Here is a 26,147-nt window from a genome sequence, read left to right as displayed (position 1 = left end):
TTTGTAAATATAACAAATGGCGAAACCACTTATTGTAAATGTTATTATAAAAAAATGCCTAAACGGTGAGCTTAGGCATTTTGACCAGCAAAATAAATGTGCTATTAATCATTATTCGTTATAAAAATATGATTCAGTTACTTTGTCTAGGTTTCTTTATTTTCTTGTTTAGAATGTTAGTTTTTAAAACAATACTTTACTTACCATAACAACTAAAGTTGCGAGCAAAACGAGTCGTTTTATGTTTTTCATTTATAGGTTAGTTATCGATTTGGATTACTAACTTGACGAAAATAATGAAAATAAACGAAGAAATACACGAAAAATCGACAAAAAACATTTTTTTTTAACATATAACCCAAATAAAAAGGGTAAATATGGTCAGGAAATTAGGTCGAATCCAGTGTATGGCACTAATACGTCAGGTATTTTTATACCATTCTCTGTTTGGTAATTTTCTAAAATACCTGCTAAAACTCTTGGAAGCGCAAGAGAACTTCCATTTAAGGTGTGGCATAGTTCATTTTTCCCATCACTGTTTTTAAACCGTAACTTTAAACGATTAGCTTGGAAGGTTTCAAAGTTGGAAACAGAGGAAATTTCTAACCAACGATCTTGTGCAGTAGAAAACACCTCAAAATCGTAAGTAAGTGCAGAGGTAAAACCTAGGTCGCCTCCACAAAGGCGTAAAATTCGATAAGGTAGTTTTAATTCTTTAAGAATACCCTTAACATGTTCCACCATACTGTCTAATGCCTCATAAGATTTATTAGGATGCTCGACTCTTAAAATTTCAACCTTGTCAAATTGGTGCAATCGATTTAGACCGCGTACATGCGCACCGTAACTGCCCGCCTCACGTCTAAAACATGGTGTATAACCTGTAACACTTATTGGCAGATCGTTTTCATTAAGTATTGTATCTCTAAAAATATTAGTTGCCGGTACTTCTGCTGTTGGGATTAAATAGAGATTATCTGCAGTTACATGATACATCTGTCCCTCTTTGTCTGGCAATTGTCCGGTTCCAAATCCTGAAGCTTCATTAACCAAATGAGGAACTTGGTACTCGGTATATCCTGCTTCGGTATTCTTATCTAAAAAATAGGTTATTAAGGCACGTTGTAATTTTGCACCTTTTCCTTTATAAACAGGAAACCCTGCACCAGTAATCTTAGTACCTAGTTCAAAATCAATAATGTCATACTTTTTTGCTAATTCCCAATGGGGAAGTGCACTTTCCGAAAGACTTGGCACCTCACCTTCCCTAAACACCTCTTCGTTGTCTTCGTCGGTATTACCACTTGGTACAATGGTATTAGGAACATTTGGGATTTTGTATAAAAGTTCATTCAGTGTCTCAACCTTAGTGTTAAGGTCTTGCTCAAGGATTTTCGCTTCTTCCTTTAGTTGGGTTGTTTTCGTTTTCAGCTCATTTGCTTCCTGCGCTTGACCATTTTTAAATAAAATCCCAATCTCTTTAGATATACTATTAGATTCAGCTTTGGTGTTGTCTAGTTTAGCTTGTAGTGCTCTTCTTTCTTCATCAAGAGTTATGGCTTCATTAATCATAGCAGATGCGTCAATATTTCGCTTTGCTAATCTTTGGATAACGTCCTCCTTATTTTCTCGGATGAATGCAACCTGTAACATATCTTTATTAATTAAGGTGTGGCCTTTAGGCCTTAAAGGCGAAAAACAAAAGTAAAAAGAATTTAACCAGATAAAAACAAAAGCAAACTCTATTTTGAAGGTAATATCCAGACGTGGTGTTTAAAGTGATGCCATGGCTCATTGGCAATGTCTACTTTAGGATTTATAAAAGGTTTGGAAGGCCTACCGTTAACGCTTACATAAGAACGAACGTATACTTTCACAGATTGCCCTTTTTTAGCAAAGTCCTTTCTAAGATGTTGGGCAAATTGCCAAATAAAATCTGGCTTTGTTTTAGCACCGTGTTGTTGTTTTTTTGTGAGGTAATCGTTGAGATTTATTGGTATTGTTTGTTTTGAATTTACATCTACAACCTTATAGGTTGCACTGCCAGATTTTGCCCTGAGCATCATACGCCAGGCTAGGCGGTGACCCTCTTCAGTCCAAAGCACATCGTCTTCAAAATAATAATGTCTTAAGGGTAATGCAAGATGTATTACAAAATAGATTATAAAGGCAAATGAAATGATCTTTGCATTTTTTGGAATAATAACTTCTTGGTCTTTATAGAGCGGTTTTTTCTTTAGGAAAATTCCTTTAACAGTTTCAGGTCTAAAGAAAAATAAACTAAATGCTAAGGATAGGTAAGGGAAAATACCGATTTGAAATACTATTGAATTGAACAAGTGAAAAAAGATTGATGCAAAAAAAGCAATTCGGCGTGTTGGTTTAAATAGCAGTAACGGAATTATGAGACCATCAAACAAAATACCTCCATAGGCAATAAAATAGTGGGTTCCTTTTTGCTGCAAGAACTCTCCAATTATTGGGTATCCAGCTTTACCTTTCATTAATAATGCAACTACCGAAGTATCCAACCAATCCGGATACAATTTGGCAATTGAAGCGTAGGTGTAAAGTATAAACAACTGTATCACAAAGAGCCATCTACACCAAGCTGGCATCGAAATACTTTTTATTTTGGGATTTAGTTTTACGTCAATTGAGGCATAACGGTGTGCAGGTAAAAGCACCATTAAAAAACTTAAAATAAACAAGAGATAATAATGATTGTTATATGCGGATTTTTGCATTAAATATGTTGCGGTCCACATAAAAGCAAACATAAGCATACTAAATCGGTATTTATAGCCAACCATAATTAGAAGGCCAAAAACACCCATTACTATGTAATAGATATACATCCAGTTTCCTGGTAATGGTTGAAGCCATTCAAACCCGATAAATGAAAATGTAAATTCGGGCTCTACTAAAGTTCGTTTTACCCAACCTGTTACCACTGCACCAACAGACTCTAGAAAACACAAGAGACCAAAGAATATTCTAAAAACTACAAGTCCAGAATTGTCAATATGTCTGAATAAAATTTTATTCATTTAGTTGCTTGATGTAATCTTGGGCATCAGACCTGTCTTTCTTCAATTGTGCTTTTAGAGCATTAATGTTTTCAAATTTCTGCTCACTTCTAAGTCGTTTTAAAAATTCGACTTTAAATATGTCGCCATAAATCGTTTCATTAAAATTAAAGAAGTTTACCTCAATGGACCTGCCTTTACCACTAACAGTTGGGTTACTGCCAATATTCATCATACCGTAAACTACTCTATTATGAAAAGACGATTTTACGACGTAAACTCCATCAGCAGGAATTAATTTGTAGATTTCTTTTATATAAATATTGGCAGTTGGGAAATCTAACTTACGACCTAACCCTTTACCTTTTACAACTTTTCCGGTAATAAAGTAATTATAACCTAAGTAACTATTGGCCAATGCAACTTGTCCATTATTTAAAGCATTCCTGATTTTGGTAGAACTAACCGTTACATCTTTTATGTCTTGTGCTGAGATTTCCTCGATAGTAAATTTAAATTCCTCAGCAAAAAGTCTTAGGTCATTAATATTTGCACTTCTGTTTTTGCCGAAGTGATGATCATACCCAATAACAATTTGTTTGGTATTTAATTCATTAATTAAAATCTTTTGCACGTAGTCTCGCGCAGATAAGTTTGCAAATTCTTTGGTAAACTCTTTAACTACGACTTCTGAAATGCCGTAAGACTTTAAAATTGTTACGCGCTCATCAATTGTGTTTAGAAGTTTTATGGAATCGTCTTTTTGTAGAACCATTCTTGGGTGTGGAAAAAGAGTAAGTACAACAGGTTCAAAACCACGCTTTTTGGCAAGTTTAACCACGCGATTCAATATTTTTTGATGCCCTATATGAACGCCGTCAAATGTCCCTATTGTTGTAACTTTTGCTGATTTTTCAGTCAAACTCAAGAATGGATAAGAATTTTATAATTTTTTTGACAATCTATTTAGTGTTTCTTTAGAAAATTTTAAATTCGGAGAATTTTAATATTCTACACAACAATTTATGAAAACAAAGCTACATTTTGTTTTGTCATTATCCATGTTTTTATGTGTATTTTCAGTATTCTCCCAAGAGAACTATTGGCAACAAACACAGCGAACAGAGCTAATTAATGTCAATCAATCGCAACTTAATCCGAAGCACTATCAAACTTTTAGACTTAATATAGATGCTTTAAAAGAACAACTTATCGAAGCACCGCTTAGAGGTGATAATACTGCACAATCGCCAGTTAGAGTTTTTCTTCCAAACCATGAAGGGGATTTGGTTCAATTTAATGTCGTTGAAGCGCCAGTTTTATCAAGTGATTTATCTGAATTATATCCCGAAATTAAAACCTACTTAGGTTTTAGTATTGACAAACCTGGGACAAGGGCTAGATTTAGTGTCACACCGCAGGGTCTCCAAACTATGATTTCATCTCCAAATGAACCAGTGAGTTTTACCGTACCATTGACTAGGACAAACAATACTGAATACATAAATTATTCTAGAGAAGTTAGAATAGAAGACATAAAAGATTTTAGTTGTTTAACTGAAGAGTTTTTCCCGATTGATGCAAGCAACTTAACAGGTCGAGACGCAAATGACCAGACCTTAAGAACATTTAGAATTGCGATTTCTACAACAGCTGAATATACTGGATTTTGGGATGATGGAGACGCAGGTAATGGTGGGCCAGCAGAGGATGCACTTGCACAAGTTGTATCTACCTTAAACAGATCTAATGAAGTTTTTGAAGTCGATATGGCTGTTACCTTTACATTGGTAACAGGAACAGAGATAATATTTACAGATACTGCTACAGACCCTTATTTCGGAAGTTTTAACGGAGAATTACAAGGTACTTTAACATCAATAGTTGGTGAAGATAATTATGATGTCGGCCACTTATTCCATTTTGGAGGTAACAATGGTAATGCAGGATGTATAGGCTGTGTTTGTGTAGATGGCTCCAAAGGATCAGGATTTTCATCGCATTCATTTTTAGACAATGATGGTGGACCGTATATGTCCGATTTCTTTGATATCGATTATGTTCCTCACGAAATTGGCCATCAGATGGGAGCAAATCACACCTTTTCATTCAGCAGTGAAGGCACAGGTGTTAATGCAGAACCAGGAAGTGGAACCACAATAATGGGCTATGCCGGTATTACAGGCCCAAATGATGTACAGGATCATTCTGACCCTTATTTTCACTACTATAGTATTCTTCAAATATTAAATAATTTACAGACACGGACTTGTTGGGTTGGAACTGCAATAACCAACAATCCACCTATTGCAGATGCCGGTGATGATTATACCATACCAATTGGGACCGCATTTGTTCTTCGAGGAAATGCAACTGATCCCGATACAGCGGATATACTCACTTATACATGGGAACAAATAGATGATGGCGTAACAACCTCAGGGAATTTTGGACCTAATTTAACCTCTGGTTCCGTTTGGCGATCCAGACCACCTAGCACATCACCAGATAGATACATGCCAATAATTGAACGTGTAATTGCTGGCGAATTAACAGAACAGTTTCCTGCTGAAACGGTAGACAATTCATCCTGGGAATCGGTTTCAAATGTGTCTAGAACCTTGAATTATGCCTTAACTGTAAGAGACCGAAGTGAGGCAGATGGTGTGGGTCAAACACCACAAAGTGATTTTGATAGCATGGGAGTAACAGTTGATGATGGCGCAGGACCTTTTGTTGTAACATCACAAACTACGAATGAAACTTGGGATGCTGGATCTAATCAGACAGTTACATGGGATGTTGCAGGAACTGATAGTGGCGCAGTGAATACACCAACAGTTAATATATTACTTTCTACAGATGGCGGCTTTACATTTCCTTTTGTAATGGCATCTAACGTGCCCAATGATGGTGAGCACGTTGTTACAGTGCCTATAACGGGAGGTGACTCATCCTCAGCCAGAGTTAAGGTTGAAGGCAATAATAATATATTCTATGCAATTAATTCAACGAATTTTTCGCTTCAAGAATCTGAGTTTGTTTTAAATGTAGATGAATCCAATATTGATGTTTGCTCACCTGATGATGTAGTTTATACGTTCACCTATAACACGTTTCTTGGTTTTTCTGGAGTAACTGATTTTAGTGCAACAGGTCTTCCTGCAGGCACAACAGCTACGTTTGCTCCAACAAGTGCAACGGCAGATGGCACTACTGTTACAGTCACAATATCAGGAATAGGTGGACTTGCAATTGGCAATTATCCTATTCAATTAACTGGGACGTCAGGAGCTATTACAAAATCGTCAGATGTATCATTTAACGTTTTTGACACAAACTATCCAACTCTAAATTTATTGACGCCAGCTGATGGTTCTGACACTGTTGAAGCAAGTAATGCTGTATTCACTTGGGATGCAGATCCTAATGCAACTTCATATGAAATTGATGTTGCAACAGATACAGGTTTTACAAATATTGTTGCTAATGGAAGTGTTACAGATCCAACTTTTATTGTTACGACTTTAGATATAGTAACGGCGTATTTTTGGAGGGTTAGAAGTATAAACGATTGTGGACAAGGTAATTATTCAGAGGCTTCATTTACAACTGCCAATATATTTTGTACGGTTTACAATTCATCAGATACACCAATAAATATCCCTGATAATAACCCAGTAGGAGCAGAATCTTCTATTAATGTTCCCGTTACGTCTCTTATAACAGATATTATAGTTACGGTGAATATTACTCATACGTTCGATGCCGATTTAATCTTAACTTTAAGAGCACCAAATGGTACAGAGGTTATTTTATCTGATAGAAATGGTGGAAGTGGCGATAATTTTATAGGTACGGTATTCACCACCAATGCAACAACTCCAATTGCAGATGGCTCGGCACCTTTTACAGGAGAATTTTTGCCAGATGAAGACCTTGCCGTTTTAATAGGTGGATTTTCTGGTGGAACATGGACTTTGAATGTTTCGGACAATGCCGGGATAGACACAGGAAGCATAGATAGCTGGTCACTTGAAATTTGCGGAAGTCCTCAGCCAGATATCGATAGTGACGGCATACCAAACGATGAGGATAATTGTCCTACTGTTGCAAATGTTGACCAATCTGATATCGATAATGATGGGATTGGAGATGTTTGTGATGACGATATCGATGGTGACGGTGTTTTAAATGTGGATGATAATTGTCCTGAAACACCTAATGCAGATCAATCAGATTTTAACAATAACGGGATTGGAGATGTTTGTGATATAGAATGTGATATCCAGACATCTAGTGAAACACCTGTTACAATTGCAGATAGTGGCGAAGATGCAACATATACTGTAAGTGTTGATATTCAGGAAGTTCTCATTATTTCTGATGTTAACGTAACCATTACAATTCCCCATACCTGGGTGAGTGATTTGGATGTTTTCATTACTAGCCCAACAGGAGTTACCGTGGAGTTATCTACAGGTAATGGTGCGATATTTGCCCAAGATTATATAGATACAACGTTTGATCAAGACGCTTCAATACCTATTACGGGAGCATCTGCACCATTCACTGGAACGTTTATTCCAGAAGGAGATTTAAACGATTTTAATGGCGATTTCTCTGCAGGGACTTGGACCTTAACCGTAACAGATACTTTTGGCGCCTTAGATGGTGGAACAATTGAAGAGTTTACACTAGAAGTCTGTGGCACAAGAGATCCAAATGATATAGATGGTGATACAATTCAAAACGATGATGATAACTGTCCAGAAACAGCCAATACAGATCAAGCGGATTTGGATAACGATGGTATAGGAGATGTCTGTGATGAGGATATTGATGGAGATGGTGTTTTAAATGCTGTTGATAATTGTCCAACAACTCCAAACCCAGACCAAGCAGATAATGACATGGACGGTTTAGGTGATATCTGTGATGATGATGACGATAATGATGGTGTACTAGACATAGATGATAATTGCCAGTTTGATGTAAACCCAGATCAAAAAGATGTAAATGGAAACGGTATAGGAGATGTTTGTGATGGGTTAATTGTCAATGATGTACTAACACCAAATGGTGATGGTATAAATGATACATGGATTATTATTAATGCAGATAGATTCCCTAATGCAAGTGTCAAGGTATTTAATCGCTGGGGAAGAGAAGTGTTTAGTACTCGAGGTTATAATAACGATTGGAATGGTACTTATAGTGGTGATACATTACCAACAGGATCATATTATTATCAGGTTGATCAAAATGGTGATGGTACAGTCGTATTAACAGGATGGATTTACCTAACACTTTAAGCATATATAACTTAAATAAATGAACACAATGAAATTATATAAAAACACATTAATCATAATTGCAATTCTTTTGTTTGAGTCTGTATATGCTCAACAAGAACCAAATTATACGTTGTATAGATACACAATGAATGTTATCAATCCTGCATATGCTGGAGCTGATGGTACGGCCAACCTAACATCGAATTTTAGAAGTCAATGGATAAGTGTAATTGGAGCACCAGAAACGCAGAGTTTCTTTTATTCAAGACCATTAGGAGAAAAGGTTGGGATAGGCTTATCTATAGTAAGTGACCAGGTTTTTATTGAAAATCAAACAAGTTTTAACATTGATTTTTCTTATAAACTGCAAGTTTCGGAAACGGCAGATCTATTTTTAGGCTTAAAAGCAGGTGGTAGCACTTACGATATAGATAGAGGAAATCTCACAAATATTGGTTTGCCAGACGACCCTGCATTGGGTAATATTGATAGCGGTTTTAGACCGAATTTTGGAGCTGGTGCTTATTTAATGCACGACAAGTATTTTGTATCGCTCTCTGTACCAAGAATATTGTCCACGGAACGACTAGACGAAGCCGATGGGAGAGTAACCCAAGCGACTCAAGAAGCTCATATATATATTTCAGGCGGGTACAACTTTAGGATTAGTGACAATACTGAGTTTAGACCATCTACAATGGTTAGGTATGTAGATGGGACACCGCTATCGGTTGATCTAACGGGAGCCTTTAGGTTTTACAATAGATTTGAAGTTGGACTTGCATACCGTACAGATGAAGCTTTTGGTGGTCTAATGATGATAAACCTTGCAGATTGGTTGGATATAGGTTATGCCTATGAAAGCTCAACTAGAGATGAAATTTCAAATAACAGTAATGGTACGCACGAAGTCTTTATTAGATTCGTCTTTAGCAGAACAGATTAATATTTAAGTAAATGAAAAAAGCCGTTATTTGACGGCTTTTTTCATTTTCCATTAAATTGATTCATTGTATTGTTGACTCCAGAAAAAACGAAAGAACGAATCAATTCTGCAGATTTGTCAAGTCGCTCCTTTAATTTAGTTTTTTCTTCTTCAGTCCATTCACCAAGAACATAATCAACTTGACTTCCTTTATTGAAGCTATCACTTATGCCAAATCTAAATCTATTGTATTTTGTGGTTTGCAACTTTTCTTGAATATCTTTTAAGCCATTGTGACCACCATCGCTTCCTTTTGTCTTTAATCGCAGGGTCCCAAATGGAATATTTAGATCGTCAGTAATAATAAGGAGGTTTTCTACAGGTATTTTTTCCTTAGTAAGCCAATATTTAACTGACTTACCACTGAGATTCATGTAGGTACTAGGTTTTAATAATAGGACGGAGCGTCCTTTTATTTTTAATGAGGAAATATCACCAAGCTTTGCAGATTTAAAAGACAGTTCTTCTGTATTGGCTAAATGATCTAAAATCTGAAAACCAATATTATGTCTAGTACCAGCATATTTTTCACCAATATTACCAAGACCAACAACCAAATACTTTTTCATCGTGTTAAATTGTACTTCTCTTTTAGCACTACCAAAACCAAGCCACTTTCTAATTTTATCCCACATGCATACATGTTTGTGCAAAAATAAAAAAGCATTCCGTTATAGAATGCTTTTTTTGTATGCTGTAAAGCTTTGCTTATTCTTGAGCTTCGGTAGCAGGCGAATCTGCACTTGCATCTGCAGTTGCTCCTTCTTCTGCTCCTTCCTCTTCTTCCTCTTCTAAATCAACAATTGCAAGTCTACTACGTCTAACCTGGCAAACAACCGTGTTGTCTGGATGTAGTAACTTATAATCGTCATTTCTTAATTCACTGATGTATAACTTACTTCCAATTTTTAATGGAGTAATGTCAATTTCAATAAAGTCCGGTAATTTAGATGGAATAGCCTTTACTCTTAATTTACGATAAGGTCTTCTTAAATTACCACCATTTAAAACACCTTTAGACGTTCCTACTGTTTTAACAGGAATATCCATAGTGATTTCTTTATTTTCAAATATTTGATAGAAGTCTACATGAAGTATTCTATCTGTTACGGGGTGAAACTGAATATCTTGCATTACAGCATTATAAGTTTCGCCATTTTCCAAGGCAATCACAACAGTATGCGCATCTGGAGTATACACTAACTTTGAGAAAGCCAATTCTGGTGCAGAGAAATGTAGTGGCTTATCTCCTCCGTATAATACGCAAGGAACCTGACCAGCATTACGTAAGGCTTTTGTTGACTTTTTGCCTACGCTTTCTCTTTGAGATCCATTGATTGTAATTGATTTCATTTTGAAATTGTTTATTATTAAATATGATTTATCCCTGTAAAAGGGGTGCAAATTTAAGAATATATCGTTGAAATACTAGTATTTAGCAACTTTTTTTAATGTAAATAATCACTAGTAGACAAAAGTGAAGCCGATAAATTAGAGTATAAATTTATTACTAATGGATTGATTGTTGTGAACATTGTTCATAACCTCTGCAAACAAGTTTGCACAAGTTAAAACTTTAAGTTTTTTACTTTCCTTTCTAAGAGGAATGGAGTCCGTAACAATAAGTTCTTGCAGTGCTGAATTTTCTAGTCGTTCATATGCGCTTCCTGAAAGAATAGGATGCGTACAAATTGCTCTTACACTTAATGCGCCACGCTCCATCATTAGATCTGCAGCTTTAGTTAAAGTGCCAGCAGTATCTACCATGTCATCAACCAAAACTACGTTTTTACCGGTAACGTCTCCAATTAGTTCCATATGGGAAATAACATTCGCTTTTGCACGTTGCTTATAACAAATAACAACATCACTCAACAATGCTTTTGAATAGGAGTATGCACGTTTAGAACCTCCCATATCTGGAGATGCTATGGTTAAGTTTTCTAAGTTTAAACTTTTTAAGTAAGGCAAAAATATAGTTGACGCAAAGAGATGATCTACTGGTTTTTCAAAAAATCCTTGTATCTGATCTGCATGCAAATCCATTGTAATAATTCGAGTTGCTCCGGCAGCCTCCAACATTTTTGCAACAAGCTTCGCGGCAATAGGCACCCTTGGTTTGTCTTTTCTGTCTTGCCTAGCCCAACCAAAATAAGGCATTACCGCAGTAATGTGCCTTGCTGATGCACGCTTGGCGGCATCAATCATTAAAAGCATTTCCATTAAATTTTCGGGACCTGGATGAGTAGACCCTATTATAAAAATTCGAGTACCTCGAATGGATTCTTCATATGAAGGTTGAAATTCTCCATCACTGTATGTAGAGGTAATGACATTCCCTAATTTCTCACCATAGGCTTTTGCAATTTCTTCTGCTAGGTAACGACTTTGGGAGCATGTAAAAATTTTGGCTTCTGTGGCAAATGGCATGGTAATTAGATGGTAATTAGAGTTAATTAATCAGGGTTAAAGATAAAGCGCAAATTTAGGAAAATAATTTGCGCATAGAAGTATAAAACTACCCCTTTTTTATTGGCTCAAGAGAAATATTTTCTATTTTTGTCGTCCCGTTTTGCTCAAGTGGCGGAATTGGTAGACGCGCTGGATTCAAAATCCAGTTCCTTCGGGAGTGTGGGTTCGATTCCCACCTTGAGTACAATAAAGCTTCAAGACTATCTTGAGGCTTTTTTTATGATTTTAATTGTACCTTTGAATTAGCCCAAATGAAGAATTATGTTAGAAAATTTTTGGTTTAATGTTCAATATGGCATTAATCACGTACTTGACCCTAATGGCTATGACCATGTTTTGTTTTTAATGGTTTTAGCAGTTCCTTATATTTTTAAAGATTGGAAGCGTGTACTAATCTTAGTTTCACTATTTACCCTGGGTCACACCTTATCGCTAGTATTAGCGGCTTATGGTATAGTCTCTGTAAATGGTAAATTAGTCGAATTTTTAATTCCAGTAACCATTTTGATCGCGGCAGTTTATAACGTCTTCACAGCTGGAAAAAAAGAAAGATCTAATAAATTAAGTCTCTTGCTTTTTATTACTCTATTTTTTGGTCTTATTCATGGACTTGGTTTTGCTCGGGAATTCAAGATGTTCGCTGGTCAATCACAAAATAAACTCGAACTTTTAATTGAGTTTGCTTTAGGGATTGAGATCGCTCAAATAATTGTTGTTTTTGTCGTCTTGTTTCTAGGATTCCTTTTTCAAACCATTTTCAGGTTTTCAAAAAGAGATTGGGTTATGGTGTTGTCAGCCGTAGTAGTTGGCCTAGTTATACCCATGATTACCAGTAGTGATTTGTTAAACTAGACTGCAAAGTTTGGTAAAACTTTAACTCCTAGCACATTGTGTATAAAATAGTATACTTTTATCTTCGTTATTTACATTGTACGTTTGTGCAATAAACACGCGCATGTCAAAAACCAAACAGAGACGATACGATAAAGCGTATTTGAGAATTGCAAAAGAATGGGGCAGGCTATCGCACTGTAAGCGAAAGCAGGTAGGTGCCATAATAGTAAAAGACAGGATGATTATTTCTGACGGTTACAATGGTACACCAACTGGTTTTGAGAATTATTGTGAAGATGACGAGGGCTATACAAAATGGTATGTATTGCATGCTGAGGCCAATGCTATTTTAAAAGTAGCTTCGTCTACACAGTCGTGCAAAGGTGCAACACTTTATATAACACTTTCTCCGTGCAAGGAATGTAGCAAATTAATACATCAAGCTGGAATAGTGAGAGTTGTATATCATGAAGGGTATAAAGACGATTCTGGTTTGCAATTTTTGAGCAAAGCGGGTGTGGAAATAGAATTTATAGGAGACCTAGAATCTTAATGGCAACAAAAAATAAGTACATACCACTAATAATTGGGGTAGCAATTGCAACTGGCGTAGTTATTGGCGGTAAGCTTAACTTCACAGATACTTCAGATCGATTATTTACCACCAATAGCAAAAAAGATAAGTTAAACAGGCTAATTGACTATATTGACTACGAATACGTTGATGAGGTAAATACCGATAGTATTGTAGATGTGACGGTCAATGGCATATTAGATAATCTAGACCCACATTCTACTTACATACCAGAAAAGGAATTAGAGCGTATTACCGAAAACATGAAGGGCGACTTTGTGGGTATTGGGATAAACTTTTATGCGTACAACGACACAATTGCCGTAGTTAAACCTACAGAAGGAGGGCCAAGCGAAGAAGCCGGTATTTTAAGTGGAGATAGAATTTTATTAGCTGATGGTGATACAATTCATGGCCGCACCATTACAAACGATATCATAGCTAATAAATTGAAAGGTGATAAGGATACCAAAGTTAAACTAACCGTATTTAGAAAGGGCGAAAAGAATCTTTTGGAGTTCGATGTGGTTCGTAAAGACATCCCGATCAAAAGTGTTGACGCGTCTTACATGCTTACTAACGATTTGGGGTATATAAAAATAAATCGTTTTGCTGAATCAACCTACAAAGAATTCAAGTCTGGACTAAAAGAACTCAAAAATCAAGGTGCTTCAAAATTAGTATTGGACTTGAGAGATAATCCTGGTGGCTTCCTTGGTATCGCAGAGCAAATAGCAGACGAGTTTTTAGAAGATAAGAAATTAATTGTTTTTACAAGAGATAAAAAAGGGAGGGAAGAACGAACCTATGCAACTAAACGAGGCGAATTCGAAAATAATGAAATCTATATTCTTATAAATGAAAATTCGGCTTCTGCAAGTGAAGTAATTGCTGGCGCACTACAGGATAACGACAAGGGAATTATTGTTGGCAGAAGATCTTATGGAAAAGGTTTGGTCCAGCGCGAAATGGCTTTGGGAGATGGTAGCGCCATAAGACTAACCGTTTCTAGATATTACACACCAACAGGTAGATCGATACAAAGACCTTACGAAAATGGGAACAGTAGAGGCTACCATAGGGATTATTTTAAAAGACTCCGTACAGGCGAATTAACAGATTCAGACAATATCAGGGTAGATGATTCATTAAAGTTTGTTACTCCAAAGGGTAAGGTTGTTTACGGTGGTGGAGGTATCATTCCGGATATATTTGTTCCTGTAGACAGTGCGTTTGATAATGAAATGATTAATTACATGAGACGTAGAGGACTATTTGGCTTTTTTGTTTTTGAAGAACTCGATAAAGACCGAAGGAGGTACCAAGACTATACAAAATATGATTTCATAAACAACTTTGAAGTTAATGATGAAATGGCACTGCGTTTCAAAGACTATGTAAATTTTAAGGAAGATTCAAATGTATCATTCGTAGCTTACAGAGATGAAATTAAACGTCTCATCAAAGCGACTTTAGGGCGTCAGTTATTTGACGATAATACATTTGAGGAAATTATCAATAGAGATGATAAAATGGTACAAGAAGTAATTTTACTGAGTACTGAGTATCCTAATTTCAGGCAGTAACTTTATCGTGCACTTTGGTATGTGTACCATAATTCCATAAGGTAAGGATATCAGTTGCCACTTGGGCGCCACTGCCACTAGCTATTGCAAATTGACTTCTCCAACCAGCAAGTGTGCCGGCAACATAAAGGTTCTTTTTTATTAGATGATCAGTGTTTTTTAACCAAATTCGATCTTTTTCTTTAACTGCCCTCGGATGCGCCGCTATATATTCTTCTAGGCCTTTAATAGTTATTAAACTGGTGTAGCCAACGGCAACCACCACTATAGCAGAAGTATAACTGTTTTTATTGGTTGTTACACTATAACCTTCGCGAAATTCTTTAATGGAAGTAACCTTTTCCTTTTCAATTTGAACAACATGAGGATATAAGTTTTGTAACTGTGCTTTTCCTTGTGTTAATATATCACGACCTAAAGTTCCGGGTGTCAATCCCAAAACATTATTAAACAGTGCATTTTGAAGGTGAGAGCTCTTTTGGTGTGTAATGATTCCAATCTTTTTAGTATCGGCAAAAGGTTTGTTTTGAGCAGACCCAAGAACTAACGCGCAAGACATTCCAGCAGCACCTGCACCTATGATCAAAACATCAAACTTCATTAGCGCTTTTTTTGCAGGGCTTCAATTTTTTTAGATAATCGTAATATTTGAAGCAATATTACAGCACAAAGTCCAGCGATAACAGTAAGTACAGCTGTATAACTTTCGTCTTTAAAGGGTGCGTTAAAGTCTATTTTCGTAGCATTAAAAATAATAAGTACAATGGCAATAATGGTTAATACAGTTGTTAGAATCTTCATACATCAATCAATTTAAATTAAACCAACAAGGCTTTAATATTAGTTGCAAATAACTTCACGGCAATTGCTAACAAAATTACACCAAAAACTTTTCTTATTATATTAATTCCGTTTGCACCTATAATTCTCTCAATCTTTGCAGATGTCTTTAATACAATGTATATCACTATAACATTACTAATTACAGCTATGATGATATTTTGGATTTCAAACTCAGCGCGTAATGAAAGCAGTGTGGTTAAACTTCCTGGACCTGCTATCAATGGAAATGCGAGCGGAAACACTGAAGCTGTTAAAGCATTGTGGTCTTCGTCTTTGTAGAGTGTTATACCCAAGATCATTTCTAGCGCAATAAAGAATATGACAAATGCACCAGCTACTGCAAAAGAATTAACATCTATGCCAATGAGATTTAAAAGACTCTTCCCCAAGAATAGAAAGACAATCATTATAACACCAGCGATTAAGGAGGCCTTTTCACTCTGAATATGGCCAACCTTTTTGCGTAAATCTATAATGATAGGGATATTACCGACAATATCGATAACAGCAAAAAGTACCATAAAGGCGGTAAATATTTCTTTAAAATTGAGTTGCATTTTTCTCGTTTTAAAATTTGCCGCAAAGGTGCGATTTAATTACAGAAATTCAATACTAAATAACTGTAAAGTTTAATTATTTTTGCCACATGTTTCAGTTGGGCAAAACATTAGTCTCAGAGGATATTATAGAAAAGGATTTTGTTTGCAATCTTTCTGCTTGCAAGGGAGCCTGTTGCGTAGATGGCGATGCAGGTGCGCCTTTAGATAAAGAAGAAGTAAAGATTTTAGACGAAATTTACCCAAAGGTTAAACCGTTTCTTCGAAAGGAAAGTATTGAAGTTATCGAAGCCCAAGGCACCTCTGTTAATACAAGTTATGGTGAGCTGGAGACACCATTAATTAATGGCGCAGAATGTGCATATGTTATTTTTGATGACCGAGGGACAGCTCTTTGTGCTATTGAAGAAGCCTACAATCAAGGTGTCATTGATTGGAAGAAGCCAGTTTCTTGTCACTTATATCCTGTTAGGACAAGAGATTATTCCGAGTTTACAGCAGTTAATTATGAAAAATGGGAAATATGTGATGATGCCTGTACCTTGGGCAAAGAATTACAAGTGCCCATTTACAAATTTGTTAAGGAAGCGCTGATTCGTAAATTTGGCGAACATTGGTATTCAGAATTAGAGAAAGTTGCATTAAAAAACTTCAATAAGTAATTAGTATCTGCCACATAATTGCAATGCCGATTTATTCGCAATGGTTGACTTCGTTTTTTCTTTAAAAAATTAAATTATATAATCTGTTACTAATAAAATTTGATGTAAACTAATTGTGCAAAACATTTTTTTAATCACATTTTCAACAAAAATTAAAATGATAGGAAATACGCCTATTTAGATTATAATTAATATGAAAAAGATTACAAAAATGCAAATACTCAAAACCCCCAACATATTAATTAATATATTGATAATCAATTAAATACATTTTTTTTAGACCTAGACTTGGTTTCTAACGAGAAAACGACTGTTGTTAAAAACTTGTTGACAACGTTTATAAGATTGCCTTTCATTATCTTATACAATTTTGAATCTTTGTCAGTCCCAAATCACAACAAAATATTTTCGTTTAATCCCATTTAAAAACATATTAAAATGTCTCAAACAGTAGAACCAATTTTAGCAGAAAACAAAGATAGATTTGTGATTTTTCCAATTCAACACCATGATATTTGGGAATGGTATAAAAAATCAGAAGCAAGTTTTTGGACCGCAGAAGAAATTGACCTACACCAAGATCTAACCGATTGGTCTACTAAGTTAAATGATGATGAAAGATATTTCATAAAACATATTTTAGCCTTTTTTGCCGCAAGTGACGGAATCGTAAACGAAAACTTAGCTGAAAATTTTGTAAACGAAGTACAGTATAGTGAAGCTAAGTTTTTCTACGGATTCCAAATTATGATGGAGAATATCCATAGTGAAACCTACTCTTTATTAATAGACACCTACGTTAAGGACGAAGCTGAAAAAGACATTCTTTTTAAGGCCATTGAAAATTTCCCAGCCATTAAGAAAAAGGCAGACTGGGCTTTAAAATGGATTGATTCCCCGAGTTTTGCAGAGCGTTTAATAGCGTTTGCAGCTGTCGAAGGGATATTCTTTTCAGGCGCGTTTTGTTCTATTTTCTGGTTAAAGAAAAGAGGATTAATGCCTGGATTAACGTTTTCTAACGAGTTAATATCTAGAGACGAAGGTGTACATTGTGATTTTGCCGTTCACCTACACAATCACCACTTAGTTAATAAAGTACCAAAAGAAAGAATTAGAGAGATTATTGTTGATGCCCTAAATATAGAACGTGAGTTTATTACAGAGTCATTGCCAGTAAGCTTAATAGGTATGAATGCCAAATTAATGACACAGTATTTAGAATTTGTAACCGATAGACTTTTAGGAGAGCTCGGTTGCGAAAAAGAATACAATGCGTCCAATCCGTTTGATTTCATGGATATGATTTCACTACAAGGAAAAACTAATTTCTTTGAAAAGCGTGTGTCAGAATACCAAAAGGCAGGTGTACTTAATAAAGAAGAGGAGAAAGATAAATTTACTTTCGACGCTGATTTTTAATTGAATTAGTCCCCAAAAAGACAAAAAATTCAATGCCAACCCTATTCCTCTATTTAAAAAGGAATAGTCCAAAAAAAATTAACAATTCAACTAAGTGGATGTTGCACAATTAACGTCCGCCATAACTAACTAACGTTTTTCTGAGGGTGTATTCAGGAAACACTTAAAACTATCTGATGTATGTATGTAATTAAAAGAGACGGTCGTAAAGAACCAATGATGTTCGACAAGATCACAGCTCGTGTAAGAAAGCTGTGCTATGGGTTAAACGAATTAGTAGACCCTGTGAAGGTTGCCATGAGAGTAATTGAAGGCTTGTATGACGGCGTAACAACTAGTGAACTTGATAATTTAGCAGCTGAAATTGCAGCTACAATGACTACAAGTCACCCAGATTATGCAAAACTAGCCGCAAGAATATCTGTTTCTAACTTACATAAAAACACAAAAAAATCTTTCAGCGAGGTTATGGAAGATTTGTATACATACATTAATCCACGTACAGGGAAAAAAGCACCACTTCTATCAGATGAGGTTTATAATGTAATCAAGGAAAACAAAGACACATTAGATTCTGCAATTATTTATAACCGTGATTTTGGTTATGATTATTTTGGTTTCAAGACTTTGGAGCGTTCATATCTTTTAAAGCTAAACGGCAAAATTGCAGAACGTCCTCAGCATATGTTAATGCGGGTTTCAATCGGCATCCATTTAAATGACTTGGATGCAGCTTTAGAGACGTACGAGTTAATGTCTAAAAAGTATTTTACACATGCTACACCAACCTTATTTAACTCCGGAACACCAAAACCACAAATGTCATCATGTTTCTTGTTAACAATGAAAGATGATAGCATTGATGGAATCTATGATACATTAAAGCAAACCGCAAAAATATCACAGTCTGCTGGAGGTATAGGATTATCTATACATAATATAAGAGCAACAGGAAGTTATATTGCGGGTACAAACGGAACATCAAACGGTATCGTTCCAATGCTAAGGGTTTTTAACGACACTGCTCGCTATGTAGATCAAGGTGGTGGAAAACGTAAAGGTAGTTTTGCAATTTATTTAGAAACATGGCATGCAGATATTTTTGATTTCCTAGACCTCAAGAAAAATCATGGTAAGGAAGAAATGCGTGCTAGAGACTTATTCTATGCGATGTGGATCTCGGATTTATTTATGAAGCGTGTTCAGGAAGATGGCGAGTGGACCCTAATGTGTCCAAATGAATGTCCAGGATTAGCAGATACGCATAGTGAAGAGTTTGAAGCACTTTACACCAAATATGAACAGGAAGGTAAAGGACGCAAAACAATCAAGGCAAGAGAACTATGGGAGAAAATTTTAGAGTCCCAAATCGAAACAGGAACGCCTTACATGTTGTACAAGGATGCAGCAAACCGTAAGTCTAATCAGAAAAATTTAGGTACAATAAAATCTTCAAACTTGTGTACTGAGATTTTAGAGTATACCTCTCCAGATGAGGTTGCTGTTTGTAATTTGGCTTCTATTGCTTTACCAATGTTTGTTAAAAACGGAGAGTTTGATCACAAGGAGCTATTTAGAATCACAAAGCGTGTTACGAAGAATTTAAACAGAGTAATTGATAGAAATTATTATCCTGTTAAAGAGGCAGAGAATTCTAACATGAGACACAGACCAATTGGTCTTGGTGTGCAAGGGCTGGCGGATACGTTTATTAAGTTGCGCCTGCCATTTACAAGTGATGAGGCTAAAGCCTTAAACCAAGATATTTTTGAAACGCTGTATTATGCTGCAGTGACAGCATCTATGGAGGAAGCCAAGGCAGATGGGCCTTACCAAAGTTATAAAGGTTCTCCTATTAGTCAAGGAGAATTCCAACACAATTTATGGAATATCAAAGATGAAGAATTAAGTGGCCGTTGGGACTGGGCTAAATTAAGAAAGCAAGTTGCAAAAAATGGTGTGCGTAATTCGTTATTAGTTGCACCAATGCCAACTGCGAGTACCTCACAAATTCTAGGAAACAATGAGTGTTTTGAGCCTTACACATCTAATATTTATACTAGACGAGTACTATCAGGAGAATTTATTGTTGTAAACAAGCATTTACTTGAGGATTTAGTAGAACTTGGCTTATGGAATGAGTCTTTAAAACAGGATATAATGAGAGCGAATGGATCTATCCAAAATATAGATGTGATTCCAGAAGATATTAAAGAACTCTATAAAACGGTTTGGGAGTTGAGTATGAAAGATATCATTGATATGTCTCGTCAGCGCGGATACTTCATTGACCAATCACAATCGCTCAATCTGTTCATGGAAGGTGCAACAATGGCAAAACTCACTTCAATGCATTTCTATGCTTGGAAGAGCGGCTTAAAGACAGGAATGTACTACTTAAGAACAAAGAGTGCAGTAGACGCCATTAAATTTACGCTCACAAACAAGAAAAAAGAACAACCTGTTGCAGAGACTGTAAAAGTTTCTGAAGAAACTGTAGTAGCTAAGCAAAAAGCTAAAGCAGCTAAAACGGCAGCCAAGTTTACACAAGAGACAACAGAGGTAGAACCAATGTCACCAGAAGAAATGAAGGCTTTAATTGCTCAGGCAAAGTCAAATGAAGGAGACGACTGTTTAATGTGTGGTTCTTAGAATTAATTTCAGATTTAGTTTAATTGAAAAAGCATCTCGTAATAGAGATGCTTTTGTTTTCTTAAGCAAATTGAATTTAAAACGCGATAACGTTTTACTTTTTTGAAACATAAGGGTTAAAAAAGAAGCACCCAATGCCGAACTGTACGGGAGGGTGCTTCATGTTTATTGCCTTTGCAGGTCAATGGATTAATTAGCTTCCATTAATGCGAAAAACTTATCAATGTTTGGCATTAATATAATGCGTGTTCTTCTATTTTTAGAACGATTTTCTCTTGAGTCATTTGGTACTAATGGTTGATAGCTACTGCGTCCAGAAGCAATTAATTGTTCAGGATTTACACCGTATTTGTTTTGTAGTCTTCTTACAACAGAAGTAGCTCTTAAGACGCTCAAATCCCAGTTGTCTGTAATTTTTTCAGTATTAATTGATCTAGAATCTGTATGGCCTTCTACCATAACATCGATACTTTCTTCTGATTTAATAACATCGGCTAATTTTTCTAAAATAGAATTGGCCTTATTACTTAACCTATAACTACCTGTGTTGAATAACATCTTATCTGAAATTGAGATCATAACAACCGTTTCGTTGATGTTTACTGCGATATCTTCATCTTCGTTTAATTCTGACGTATCCATAGATTTCTCGAGGTTATACTGAATAGCCAAATTCATTGAGTCTTTTAACGTTTTGCCATTAGCAAGTTTAGCTTGGTCAACATTTTCTAAAGTTGCAAGCATTTTACGTTTACTCTCATTAGAAATTACTGTTCCATCCGCATTGACATCGAGTTTAATATCATTTTCGATTTTTAGGCCTTCAACATCTTCATTTAATGAATTGATTTTTGCGTTATAGTCATCAACTCTTGCTTGGATTTTTGCAAACTTAGTTTCTAGGTCTTCTTTTGCTACCTTTGTTTTAGTAAGTTCACTTTTAATCTCTCCATTTTCTTGTTCCAGAGCTAAATATTTCTTTTTAGAGACACAAGAGCTCAATACTAACACAGTAATTAGTAAGATTGAAATTTTTTTCATTTGTTGGTTTTTGTTTTAATAATGGTTTCATTTTCATATACGACGAAACAGCCAAAAAAGACGTTGAAATGAAAATTATTTTTTCGAATCTTTTGGCTAACATTTAATTTACATTAACTTAATATTCAATTAACAATAAATGGAGTACGGTTTTACCGAAATATTACAGTTACTGGGTGCCTTAGGCGTCTTTCTTTTTGGTATGAAGGTGATGAGCGATGCGCTTTTATTGCTTGCAGGTAATAAAATGCGTTCCATTTTAGCCAGGATGACATCTAATAGAGTACTTGGTATTGGTACAGGTTTTTTAATAACGTCGGTAATACAATCCTCGTCGGCAACAACTTTAATGGTTGTGAGCTTTGCCAATGCAGGTTTACTCACCTTAGTCGAATCTATTGGTGTTATTATGGGAGCAAATATTGGTACGACCATAACAGCGTGGTTAATTACAATATTGGGCTTTAAAGTTAGCATGAGTGCTATTGCCTTACCCCTTGTTGGTTTTGGTTTTGGCTTTACCTTCTTAAAAAAGGAGAATTTTAAAAACCTAGGAAGCTTCATTATTGGTTTTGCCCTTCTTTTTATTGGACTTCAGTTTTTAAAGGATGCCATGCCTGATATAAACAGTAACCCAGAGATACTGTCATTTTTATCACGGTATACGGATATGGGTTTTATATCTATTTTGTTGTTCCTATTAATTGGAACGGTATTAACGGTTGTTATTCAATCTTCGAGTGCAACTATGGCATTGACATTAATTATGACCGCTCAAGGTTGGATACCATTTGAATTTGCTGCAGCTATGGTTTTGGGTGAAAATGTTGGTACTACGATTACTGCAAATTTGGCTGCAATAATTGGAAACTATAAGGCAAAGCAAACTGCGCGAGCGCATTTAATTTTTAATTTATTGGGTGTGTTGTGGATGCTTATTCTTTTTTATCCTTTTTTAAAAATGGTAAGCTGGTTAGTAGTTTATTTAGGTTCAGAATCGCCGTTTGTAAGTGCAGGAGCAGTTCCAGTAGCTATTTCGCTATTTCACACAACATTTAATATTGCAAATACATTCTTGTTGGTATGGTTTGTCAAACCTATTGCTAAGCTTGTAGAAAAGATAGTACCAGAAGAGGAAATGCAAGCAAAAGAAATTGATCAGCCTAAGTTCCTTTCAAAAGGTGTTTTAAAGTATCCTGAGACTGCAATTGCGGCGATAACAAAAGAAACAAAATACTTATTTAAAAATGCAATTTTTGAAATTGTTTCTCATGCGCTAAGCATAAGAAGAACAGATATAAAGTCTGATTTAAAAGTTAAAAAGGTCATTAAAAAGTCAAATGTTCAGATGGATACAGATGTACGGGAGCTATATAACACAAAGGTCAAGAAGATATATGGAGAAATTATAAGCTATGCTACAAAAGCACAAAGTAACCTTAATCTAACAGAAGTACAGAACAATCGCTTATTAGAATTAAAGGTGGCCAACAGAAAAATGGTCGAAATTCTAAAAGAAGTTTTGGAATTAAGTAGAAATGTAACCTTATATCTAAACTCTGAGAATAAATATATAAAGAAAGAATATGATAAGTTGCGAAATAAAACGGTAAAGGTTTTGCGTATGATTCATTTGTTTAGAACAGAAGAAGAAAATGAAGTATACCATGCAAAGCTCGTTAAACTTAGAAAGGAGCTCAATCAAAATATAGCAACAAGCAATATTAAAGTTCAGGAGTTAATAAGAGACGATTTAATTACGGTAGATATGGCATCTTCGCTATACAATGATGAAGAAAACGTAAACACTATGATTGATAAATTAATTGAGGTAGCAGAGTTATTGTATGGTAAAAAGGATATACTTATAGAAAATAATGTTAGTGTTTCTGCCTAGCTAGATTCTTCTGTATTGCTTGCCTTTGCAGGTTCTACAGAACTATCGTGTGCACTATAGTATTCTTCGAGCAAATTCATAGCGGCGGTTAATAGATCTTTTGTCTCTAACAATAAACTAAAGTACAAAGTGGTGTTTTTTGGACTAGATTCTTCTGTCCTCGTGCGCTCAACTTGGCGCTGTATTTTTTCTTTTACAAGGTTAAATACGATAGGTTTTTGCACTATAACCTCTCCAATCATTTCAAAAGAACGCGATTCAAACGCATTTTGAGTTGCTACAAATAACGTTTCCATTTTTTCGTCCAGGTCCTTTAGCTCTTTGATTTGGCTGAATTTTAATTTCTTGTGATTATTATTAATGTGCTTATGACTTGCTCTTGAAATGTAATCCAAGGATTGCGTCATGTCTTGTAATGAGCCAAGGATGTTTAAATAAAAATTACTGGCCGACACACTTGGTTCTTCAAGATTGCGAATAAAATAAAATATGTTGTCTTTTAAATCGTCAATTTCATCCGATAATTTAGAGATCTGTTTTCTGTTCTTTTTTAAAGTGGCAAGATTCTGTGTCGCAAGTCCATTAATCGCTGAGGTATAAATTTTGTTACCGCGTTTTACAACATTTGCGATATTTGAGGCGCTTTCATGAATAACACCTTGCGTAGAACTACTTTCAGCGCGCTCTAAGTGGTCTTCTTCTCGTTGTTCTTTGGTTTTTTTTCTGTGCGTAAGATAGTTTTTTGCCAATAGGAAAATAGCAAGGACAAATAATCCTACTAAGGCATAACCCCCTCCAATAAATAAAACATAAGCCATTAGCGATGCCGCGACAAATGCACTTAAGGCAGTAAAGAACCAACCACCAATAACATTAAGGACTCCAGCAACCCTGTACACTGCACTCTCACTGCCCCAGGCTCTGTCTGCCAAAGATGTTCCCATAGCGACCATAAAAGTTACATAAGTTGTTGAAAGCGGCAATTTCATTGAGGTAGCTATAGAGATTAAAACACTCGCTACCATTAAATTAACTGCGGCCCTGACCAAATCAAAAGCAGGTCTGTCTTGTTTCTTTAAAAATGTAGTAGGTTGCACAAATTGATTATTAGACCAACCTTTAAATGACTGTGGTAACAGGCGCATTACGCTATCGTTTAAACCAATGGAAAGTCTAACAATATTTCGAGATAAAAAGTTTGGTTCAAAACGTTCTTTGACTTCGTCCTGTCGTGATAAATCAACAGAGGTCTTAACTACAGCTTTTGCTTTACTCGAAAACCAAAGTGTTAATACCATTACCAATCCAGCGATTAATAGTAATAAGGGCTCTGTTTGCACTGGCTCACCTAATGCCGTCATTACATAATTTGAAGGCGCTACACCACTTACAACCCAAGCTTCGTAAGAATTATATGCTGCGATAGGGACACCAATAAAATTGACTAAATCATTACCTGCAAAGGCTACGGCAAGCGCAAATGTTCCAATGACGATAATAATAGTATAGATTTTTGCATTAAAAAGTTCTACTGCGATATAGGAAAGTAATGTAAATATCAAAAAGCTGATACCGATGAACGTATAAGGATTTGTATCAAGAAATTCATTTACGGTAGACGGTATAAATGTGGCATTCTTTAGACCTTTAACGATTATAAAATACATTATGGACGTAATAGCAAAACCACTAAATATGGCACTATAAACAATAGGTTTTTCTTCAAACTTAAACGAAAGAAGAAGTCTAGAAATATATTGTATTACAGCTCCTATGGTAAAAGCAACTACTACAGAAAGTAGAATCCCCAAAATTATCTCAATAGCTTTTGAATTATTAATGTAGCTCGTTAATGCGGTTATGTTTTCGGCATCATTGCTGTATATCTTGATTAGTGCTATTGCCACAGATGCACCAAGTAGTTCAAAAACGATTGAAACCGTTGTAGATGTAGGAAGACCAAGGGTATTAAAAAAGTCTAATAGCAATATATCTGTGAGCATTACGGCCATAAAAATGATCATAATCTCATTAAACATAAATTCTCCAGGATTGAAAATGCCTTTTCTAGCAACTTCCATCATACCACTAGATGTAAGTGCACCCACGGCAACACCAAGACTAGCAACAATCATAATAGTTTTAAAGGAAACTGCCTTTGAGCCAATTGCGGAGTTTAAGAAGTTTACAGCATCGTTACTTACGCCAACTATCAAATCTGCAATTGCTAGGAAAGCCAATGCGGCAAGCATGTAGATATAAAGGTTTTCCATGTTAAGGGATCATAAAATTGAATACA

The 26,147-nt window shown here is 35.6% G+C and carries 20 protein-coding genes and 1 tRNA gene; 10 read left to right on the top strand and 11 right to left on the bottom strand.

The annotated features are described in order from the left end of the window. Positions 1–381 precede the first annotated feature (381 nt). The 3 genes from serS to LBU54_RS00625 all read right to left on the bottom strand — a co-directional run bounded on the left by serS (position 382) and on the right by LBU54_RS00625 (position 3,957). A complete protein-coding gene (serS, locus tag LBU54_RS00635) occupies positions 382–1,653 on the bottom strand; it encodes a serine--tRNA ligase (protein WP_224523988.1) in 1,272 nt (423 codons plus the stop codon). A gap of 89 nt (positions 1,654–1,742) precedes the next feature. After that, positions 1,743–3,050 (bottom strand): HTTM domain-containing protein, encoded by a 1,308-nt coding sequence (locus LBU54_RS00630; RefSeq protein ID WP_224523983.1) that lies wholly within the window; start codon positions 3,048–3,050, stop codon positions 1,743–1,745. Further along, positions 3,043–3,957 carry a bifunctional riboflavin kinase/FAD synthetase gene (locus LBU54_RS00625; protein ID WP_317196314.1) on the bottom strand — a complete coding sequence of 305 codons (915 nt, stop codon included), beginning with the start codon at positions 3,955–3,957 and terminating at the stop codon, positions 3,043–3,045. The genes LBU54_RS00630 and LBU54_RS00625 overlap by 8 nt, the downstream gene beginning before the upstream one ends. Before the next feature lie 97 nt (positions 3,958–4,054). Here LBU54_RS00625 and LBU54_RS00620 point away from each other — a divergent pair, with 97 nt between their 5' ends. Continuing rightward, on the top strand, positions 4,055–8,344 hold the full coding sequence (locus tag LBU54_RS00620) for a thrombospondin type 3 repeat-containing protein (protein WP_449666789.1): 4,290 nt from the start codon (positions 4,055–4,057) through the stop codon (positions 8,342–8,344). Positions 8,345–8,372: 28 nt separating this feature from the next. Then, the gene (locus LBU54_RS00605; RefSeq protein ID WP_224523980.1) at positions 8,373–9,272 is read left to right on the top strand and encodes a PorP/SprF family type IX secretion system membrane protein; all 900 of its coding nucleotides are present in this window, start codon (positions 8,373–8,375) and stop codon (positions 9,270–9,272) included. Between the two features lie 41 nt (positions 9,273–9,313). Here LBU54_RS00605 and pth read toward each other — a convergent pair whose 3' ends face one another. The 3 genes from pth to LBU54_RS00590 form a co-directional block, all read right to left on the bottom strand. After that, complete coding sequence (gene pth / locus LBU54_RS00600) at positions 9,314–9,880, bottom strand: aminoacyl-tRNA hydrolase (protein ID WP_394370849.1); 567 nt, start codon at positions 9,878–9,880, stop codon at positions 9,314–9,316. A 139-nt stretch (positions 9,881–10,019) separates the two neighbouring features. Beyond that, positions 10,020–10,664 carry a 50S ribosomal protein L25/general stress protein Ctc gene (locus LBU54_RS00595; RefSeq protein ID WP_224523975.1) on the bottom strand — a complete coding sequence of 215 codons (645 nt, stop codon included), beginning with the start codon at positions 10,662–10,664 and terminating at the stop codon, positions 10,020–10,022. 138 nt (positions 10,665–10,802) lie between these two features. Beyond that, positions 10,803–11,741 carry a ribose-phosphate pyrophosphokinase gene (locus tag LBU54_RS00590; protein WP_224523972.1) on the bottom strand — a complete coding sequence of 313 codons (939 nt, stop codon included), beginning with the start codon at positions 11,739–11,741 and terminating at the stop codon, positions 10,803–10,805. A gap of 144 nt (positions 11,742–11,885) precedes the next feature. Here LBU54_RS00590 and LBU54_RS00585 point away from each other — a divergent pair. From LBU54_RS00585 to LBU54_RS00570, 4 genes are all read left to right on the top strand, one after another. Then, positions 11,886–11,967 (top strand) — tRNA-Leu (locus LBU54_RS00585). A 77-nt stretch (positions 11,968–12,044) separates the two neighbouring features. Beyond that, entirely contained in the window at positions 12,045–12,635 is a 591-nt protein-coding gene (locus LBU54_RS00580; protein ID WP_224523970.1) for a HupE/UreJ family protein, read from the top strand. 103 nt (positions 12,636–12,738) lie between these two features. Then, complete coding sequence (locus LBU54_RS00575) at positions 12,739–13,170, top strand: deoxycytidylate deaminase (protein WP_224523967.1); 432 nt, start codon at positions 12,739–12,741, stop codon at positions 13,168–13,170. Beyond that, entirely contained in the window at positions 13,170–14,777 is a 1,608-nt protein-coding gene (locus LBU54_RS00570; protein WP_224523966.1) for a S41 family peptidase, read from the top strand. The genes LBU54_RS00575 and LBU54_RS00570 overlap by 1 nt, the downstream gene beginning before the upstream one ends. On the opposite strand, the gene LBU54_RS00565 is transcribed toward LBU54_RS00570, so the two are convergent. From LBU54_RS00565 to LBU54_RS00555, 3 genes are read right to left on the bottom strand one after another with little or no spacing between them, the layout of a single operon-like run. Next, entirely contained in the window at positions 14,767–15,378 is a 612-nt protein-coding gene (locus tag LBU54_RS00565) for an FAD-dependent oxidoreductase (protein ID WP_224523963.1), read from the bottom strand. The two genes, LBU54_RS00570 and LBU54_RS00565, sit on opposite strands and share 11 nt — an antisense overlap. Then, positions 15,378–15,578 (bottom strand): hypothetical protein, encoded by a 201-nt coding sequence (locus LBU54_RS00560; protein ID WP_224523960.1) that lies wholly within the window; start codon positions 15,576–15,578, stop codon positions 15,378–15,380. Before LBU54_RS00560 ends, LBU54_RS00565 begins: the two co-directional genes overlap by 1 nt. A gap of 17 nt (positions 15,579–15,595) precedes the next feature. Beyond that, entirely contained in the window at positions 15,596–16,177 is a 582-nt protein-coding gene (locus LBU54_RS00555) for a MarC family protein (protein ID WP_224523957.1), read from the bottom strand. Between the two features lie 89 nt (positions 16,178–16,266). Here LBU54_RS00555 and LBU54_RS00550 point away from each other — a divergent pair, with 89 nt between their 5' ends. The 3 genes from LBU54_RS00550 (at position 16,267) to LBU54_RS00540 (ending at position 20,910) form a co-directional block, all read left to right on the top strand. Continuing rightward, positions 16,267–16,839, top strand: coding sequence for a DUF3109 family protein (locus LBU54_RS00550; RefSeq protein ID WP_224523955.1), 573 nt, complete (start codon positions 16,267–16,269; stop codon positions 16,837–16,839). Positions 16,840–17,277: 438 nt separating this feature from the next. Then, positions 17,278–18,258, top strand: a complete 981-nt coding sequence (locus LBU54_RS00545) for a ribonucleotide-diphosphate reductase subunit beta (RefSeq protein ID WP_224523941.1) — start codon at positions 17,278–17,280, stop codon at positions 18,256–18,258. A gap of 180 nt (positions 18,259–18,438) precedes the next feature. After that, positions 18,439–20,910 carry a ribonucleoside-diphosphate reductase subunit alpha gene (locus LBU54_RS00540; RefSeq protein ID WP_224523938.1) on the top strand — a complete coding sequence of 824 codons (2,472 nt, stop codon included), beginning with the start codon at positions 18,439–18,441 and terminating at the stop codon, positions 20,908–20,910. 189 nt (positions 20,911–21,099) lie between these two features. Here the strand turns inward: LBU54_RS00540 and LBU54_RS00535 are convergent, their stop codons facing one another. Then, positions 21,100–21,951 (bottom strand): OmpA/MotB family protein, encoded by an 852-nt coding sequence (locus LBU54_RS00535; protein WP_224523934.1) that lies wholly within the window; start codon positions 21,949–21,951, stop codon positions 21,100–21,102. Positions 21,952–22,090: 139 nt separating this feature from the next. On the opposite strand from LBU54_RS00535, the gene LBU54_RS00530 reads away from it, so the two are divergent. Further along, complete coding sequence (locus tag LBU54_RS00530) at positions 22,091–23,848, top strand: Na/Pi cotransporter family protein (RefSeq protein WP_224523931.1); 1,758 nt, start codon at positions 22,091–22,093, stop codon at positions 23,846–23,848. Here the strand turns inward: LBU54_RS00530 and LBU54_RS00525 are convergent. Continuing rightward, positions 23,845–26,121: an inorganic phosphate transporter gene (locus LBU54_RS00525; protein ID WP_224523929.1), complete on the bottom strand. Its 2,277-nt coding sequence runs from the start codon at positions 26,119–26,121 to the stop codon at positions 23,845–23,847. The genes LBU54_RS00530 and LBU54_RS00525 overlap by 4 nt on opposite strands. Positions 26,122–26,147 lie beyond the last annotated feature (26 nt).

Source organism: Winogradskyella alexanderae, assembly GCF_020166335.1.
Taxonomy (GTDB): domain Bacteria; phylum Bacteroidota; class Bacteroidia; order Flavobacteriales; family Flavobacteriaceae; genus Winogradskyella; species Winogradskyella alexanderae.
Note: the sequence above shows the minus strand (reverse complement) of the source record. Positions and strands in the feature narration are given on the sequence as shown.

What these genes read in the sequence shown, in the direction of transcription:
- LBU54_RS00565 (WP_224523963.1), bottom strand. Translation starts at nt 15,378, where the DNA reads ATGAAGTTTGATGTTTTGATCATAGGTGCAGGTGCTGCTGGAATGTCT.
- LBU54_RS00550 (WP_224523955.1), top strand. Translation starts at nt 16,267, where the DNA reads ATGTTTCAGTTGGGCAAAACATTAGTCTCAGAGGATATTATAGAAAAG.
- LBU54_RS00560 (WP_224523960.1), bottom strand. Translation starts at nt 15,578, where the DNA reads ATGAAGATTCTAACAACTGTATTAACCATTATTGCCATTGTACTTATT.
- LBU54_RS00540 (WP_224523938.1), top strand. Translation starts at nt 18,439, where the DNA reads ATGTATGTAATTAAAAGAGACGGTCGTAAAGAACCAATGATGTTCGAC.
- LBU54_RS00630 (WP_224523983.1), bottom strand. Translation starts at nt 3,050, where the DNA reads ATGAATAAAATTTTATTCAGACATATTGACAATTCTGGACTTGTAGTT.
- LBU54_RS00590 (WP_224523972.1), bottom strand. Translation starts at nt 11,741, where the DNA reads ATGCCATTTGCCACAGAAGCCAAAATTTTTACATGCTCCCAAAGTCGT.
- LBU54_RS00595 (WP_224523975.1), bottom strand. Translation starts at nt 10,664, where the DNA reads ATGAAATCAATTACAATCAATGGATCTCAAAGAGAAAGCGTAGGCAAA.
- LBU54_RS00545 (WP_224523941.1), top strand. Translation starts at nt 17,278, where the DNA reads ATGTCTCAAACAGTAGAACCAATTTTAGCAGAAAACAAAGATAGATTT.
- LBU54_RS00570 (WP_224523966.1), top strand. Translation starts at nt 13,170, where the DNA reads ATGGCAACAAAAAATAAGTACATACCACTAATAATTGGGGTAGCAATT.
- serS (WP_224523988.1), bottom strand. Translation starts at nt 1,653, where the DNA reads ATGTTACAGGTTGCATTCATCCGAGAAAATAAGGAGGACGTTATCCAA.
- LBU54_RS00575 (WP_224523967.1), top strand. Translation starts at nt 12,739, where the DNA reads ATGTCAAAAACCAAACAGAGACGATACGATAAAGCGTATTTGAGAATT.
- LBU54_RS00535 (WP_224523934.1), bottom strand. Translation starts at nt 21,951, where the DNA reads ATGAAAAAAATTTCAATCTTACTAATTACTGTGTTAGTATTGAGCTCT.
- LBU54_RS00530 (WP_224523931.1), top strand. Translation starts at nt 22,091, where the DNA reads ATGGAGTACGGTTTTACCGAAATATTACAGTTACTGGGTGCCTTAGGC.
- LBU54_RS00580 (WP_224523970.1), top strand. Translation starts at nt 12,045, where the DNA reads ATGTTAGAAAATTTTTGGTTTAATGTTCAATATGGCATTAATCACGTA.
- LBU54_RS00555 (WP_224523957.1), bottom strand. Translation starts at nt 16,177, where the DNA reads ATGCAACTCAATTTTAAAGAAATATTTACCGCCTTTATGGTACTTTTT.
- pth (WP_394370849.1), bottom strand. Translation starts at nt 9,880, where the DNA reads ATGAAAAAGTATTTGGTTGTTGGTCTTGGTAATATTGGTGAAAAATAT.
- LBU54_RS00605 (WP_224523980.1), top strand. Translation starts at nt 8,373, where the DNA reads ATGAAATTATATAAAAACACATTAATCATAATTGCAATTCTTTTGTTT.
- LBU54_RS00620 (WP_449666789.1), top strand. Translation starts at nt 4,055, where the DNA reads ATGAAAACAAAGCTACATTTTGTTTTGTCATTATCCATGTTTTTATGT.
- LBU54_RS00525 (WP_224523929.1), bottom strand. Translation starts at nt 26,121, where the DNA reads ATGGAAAACCTTTATATCTACATGCTTGCCGCATTGGCTTTCCTAGCA.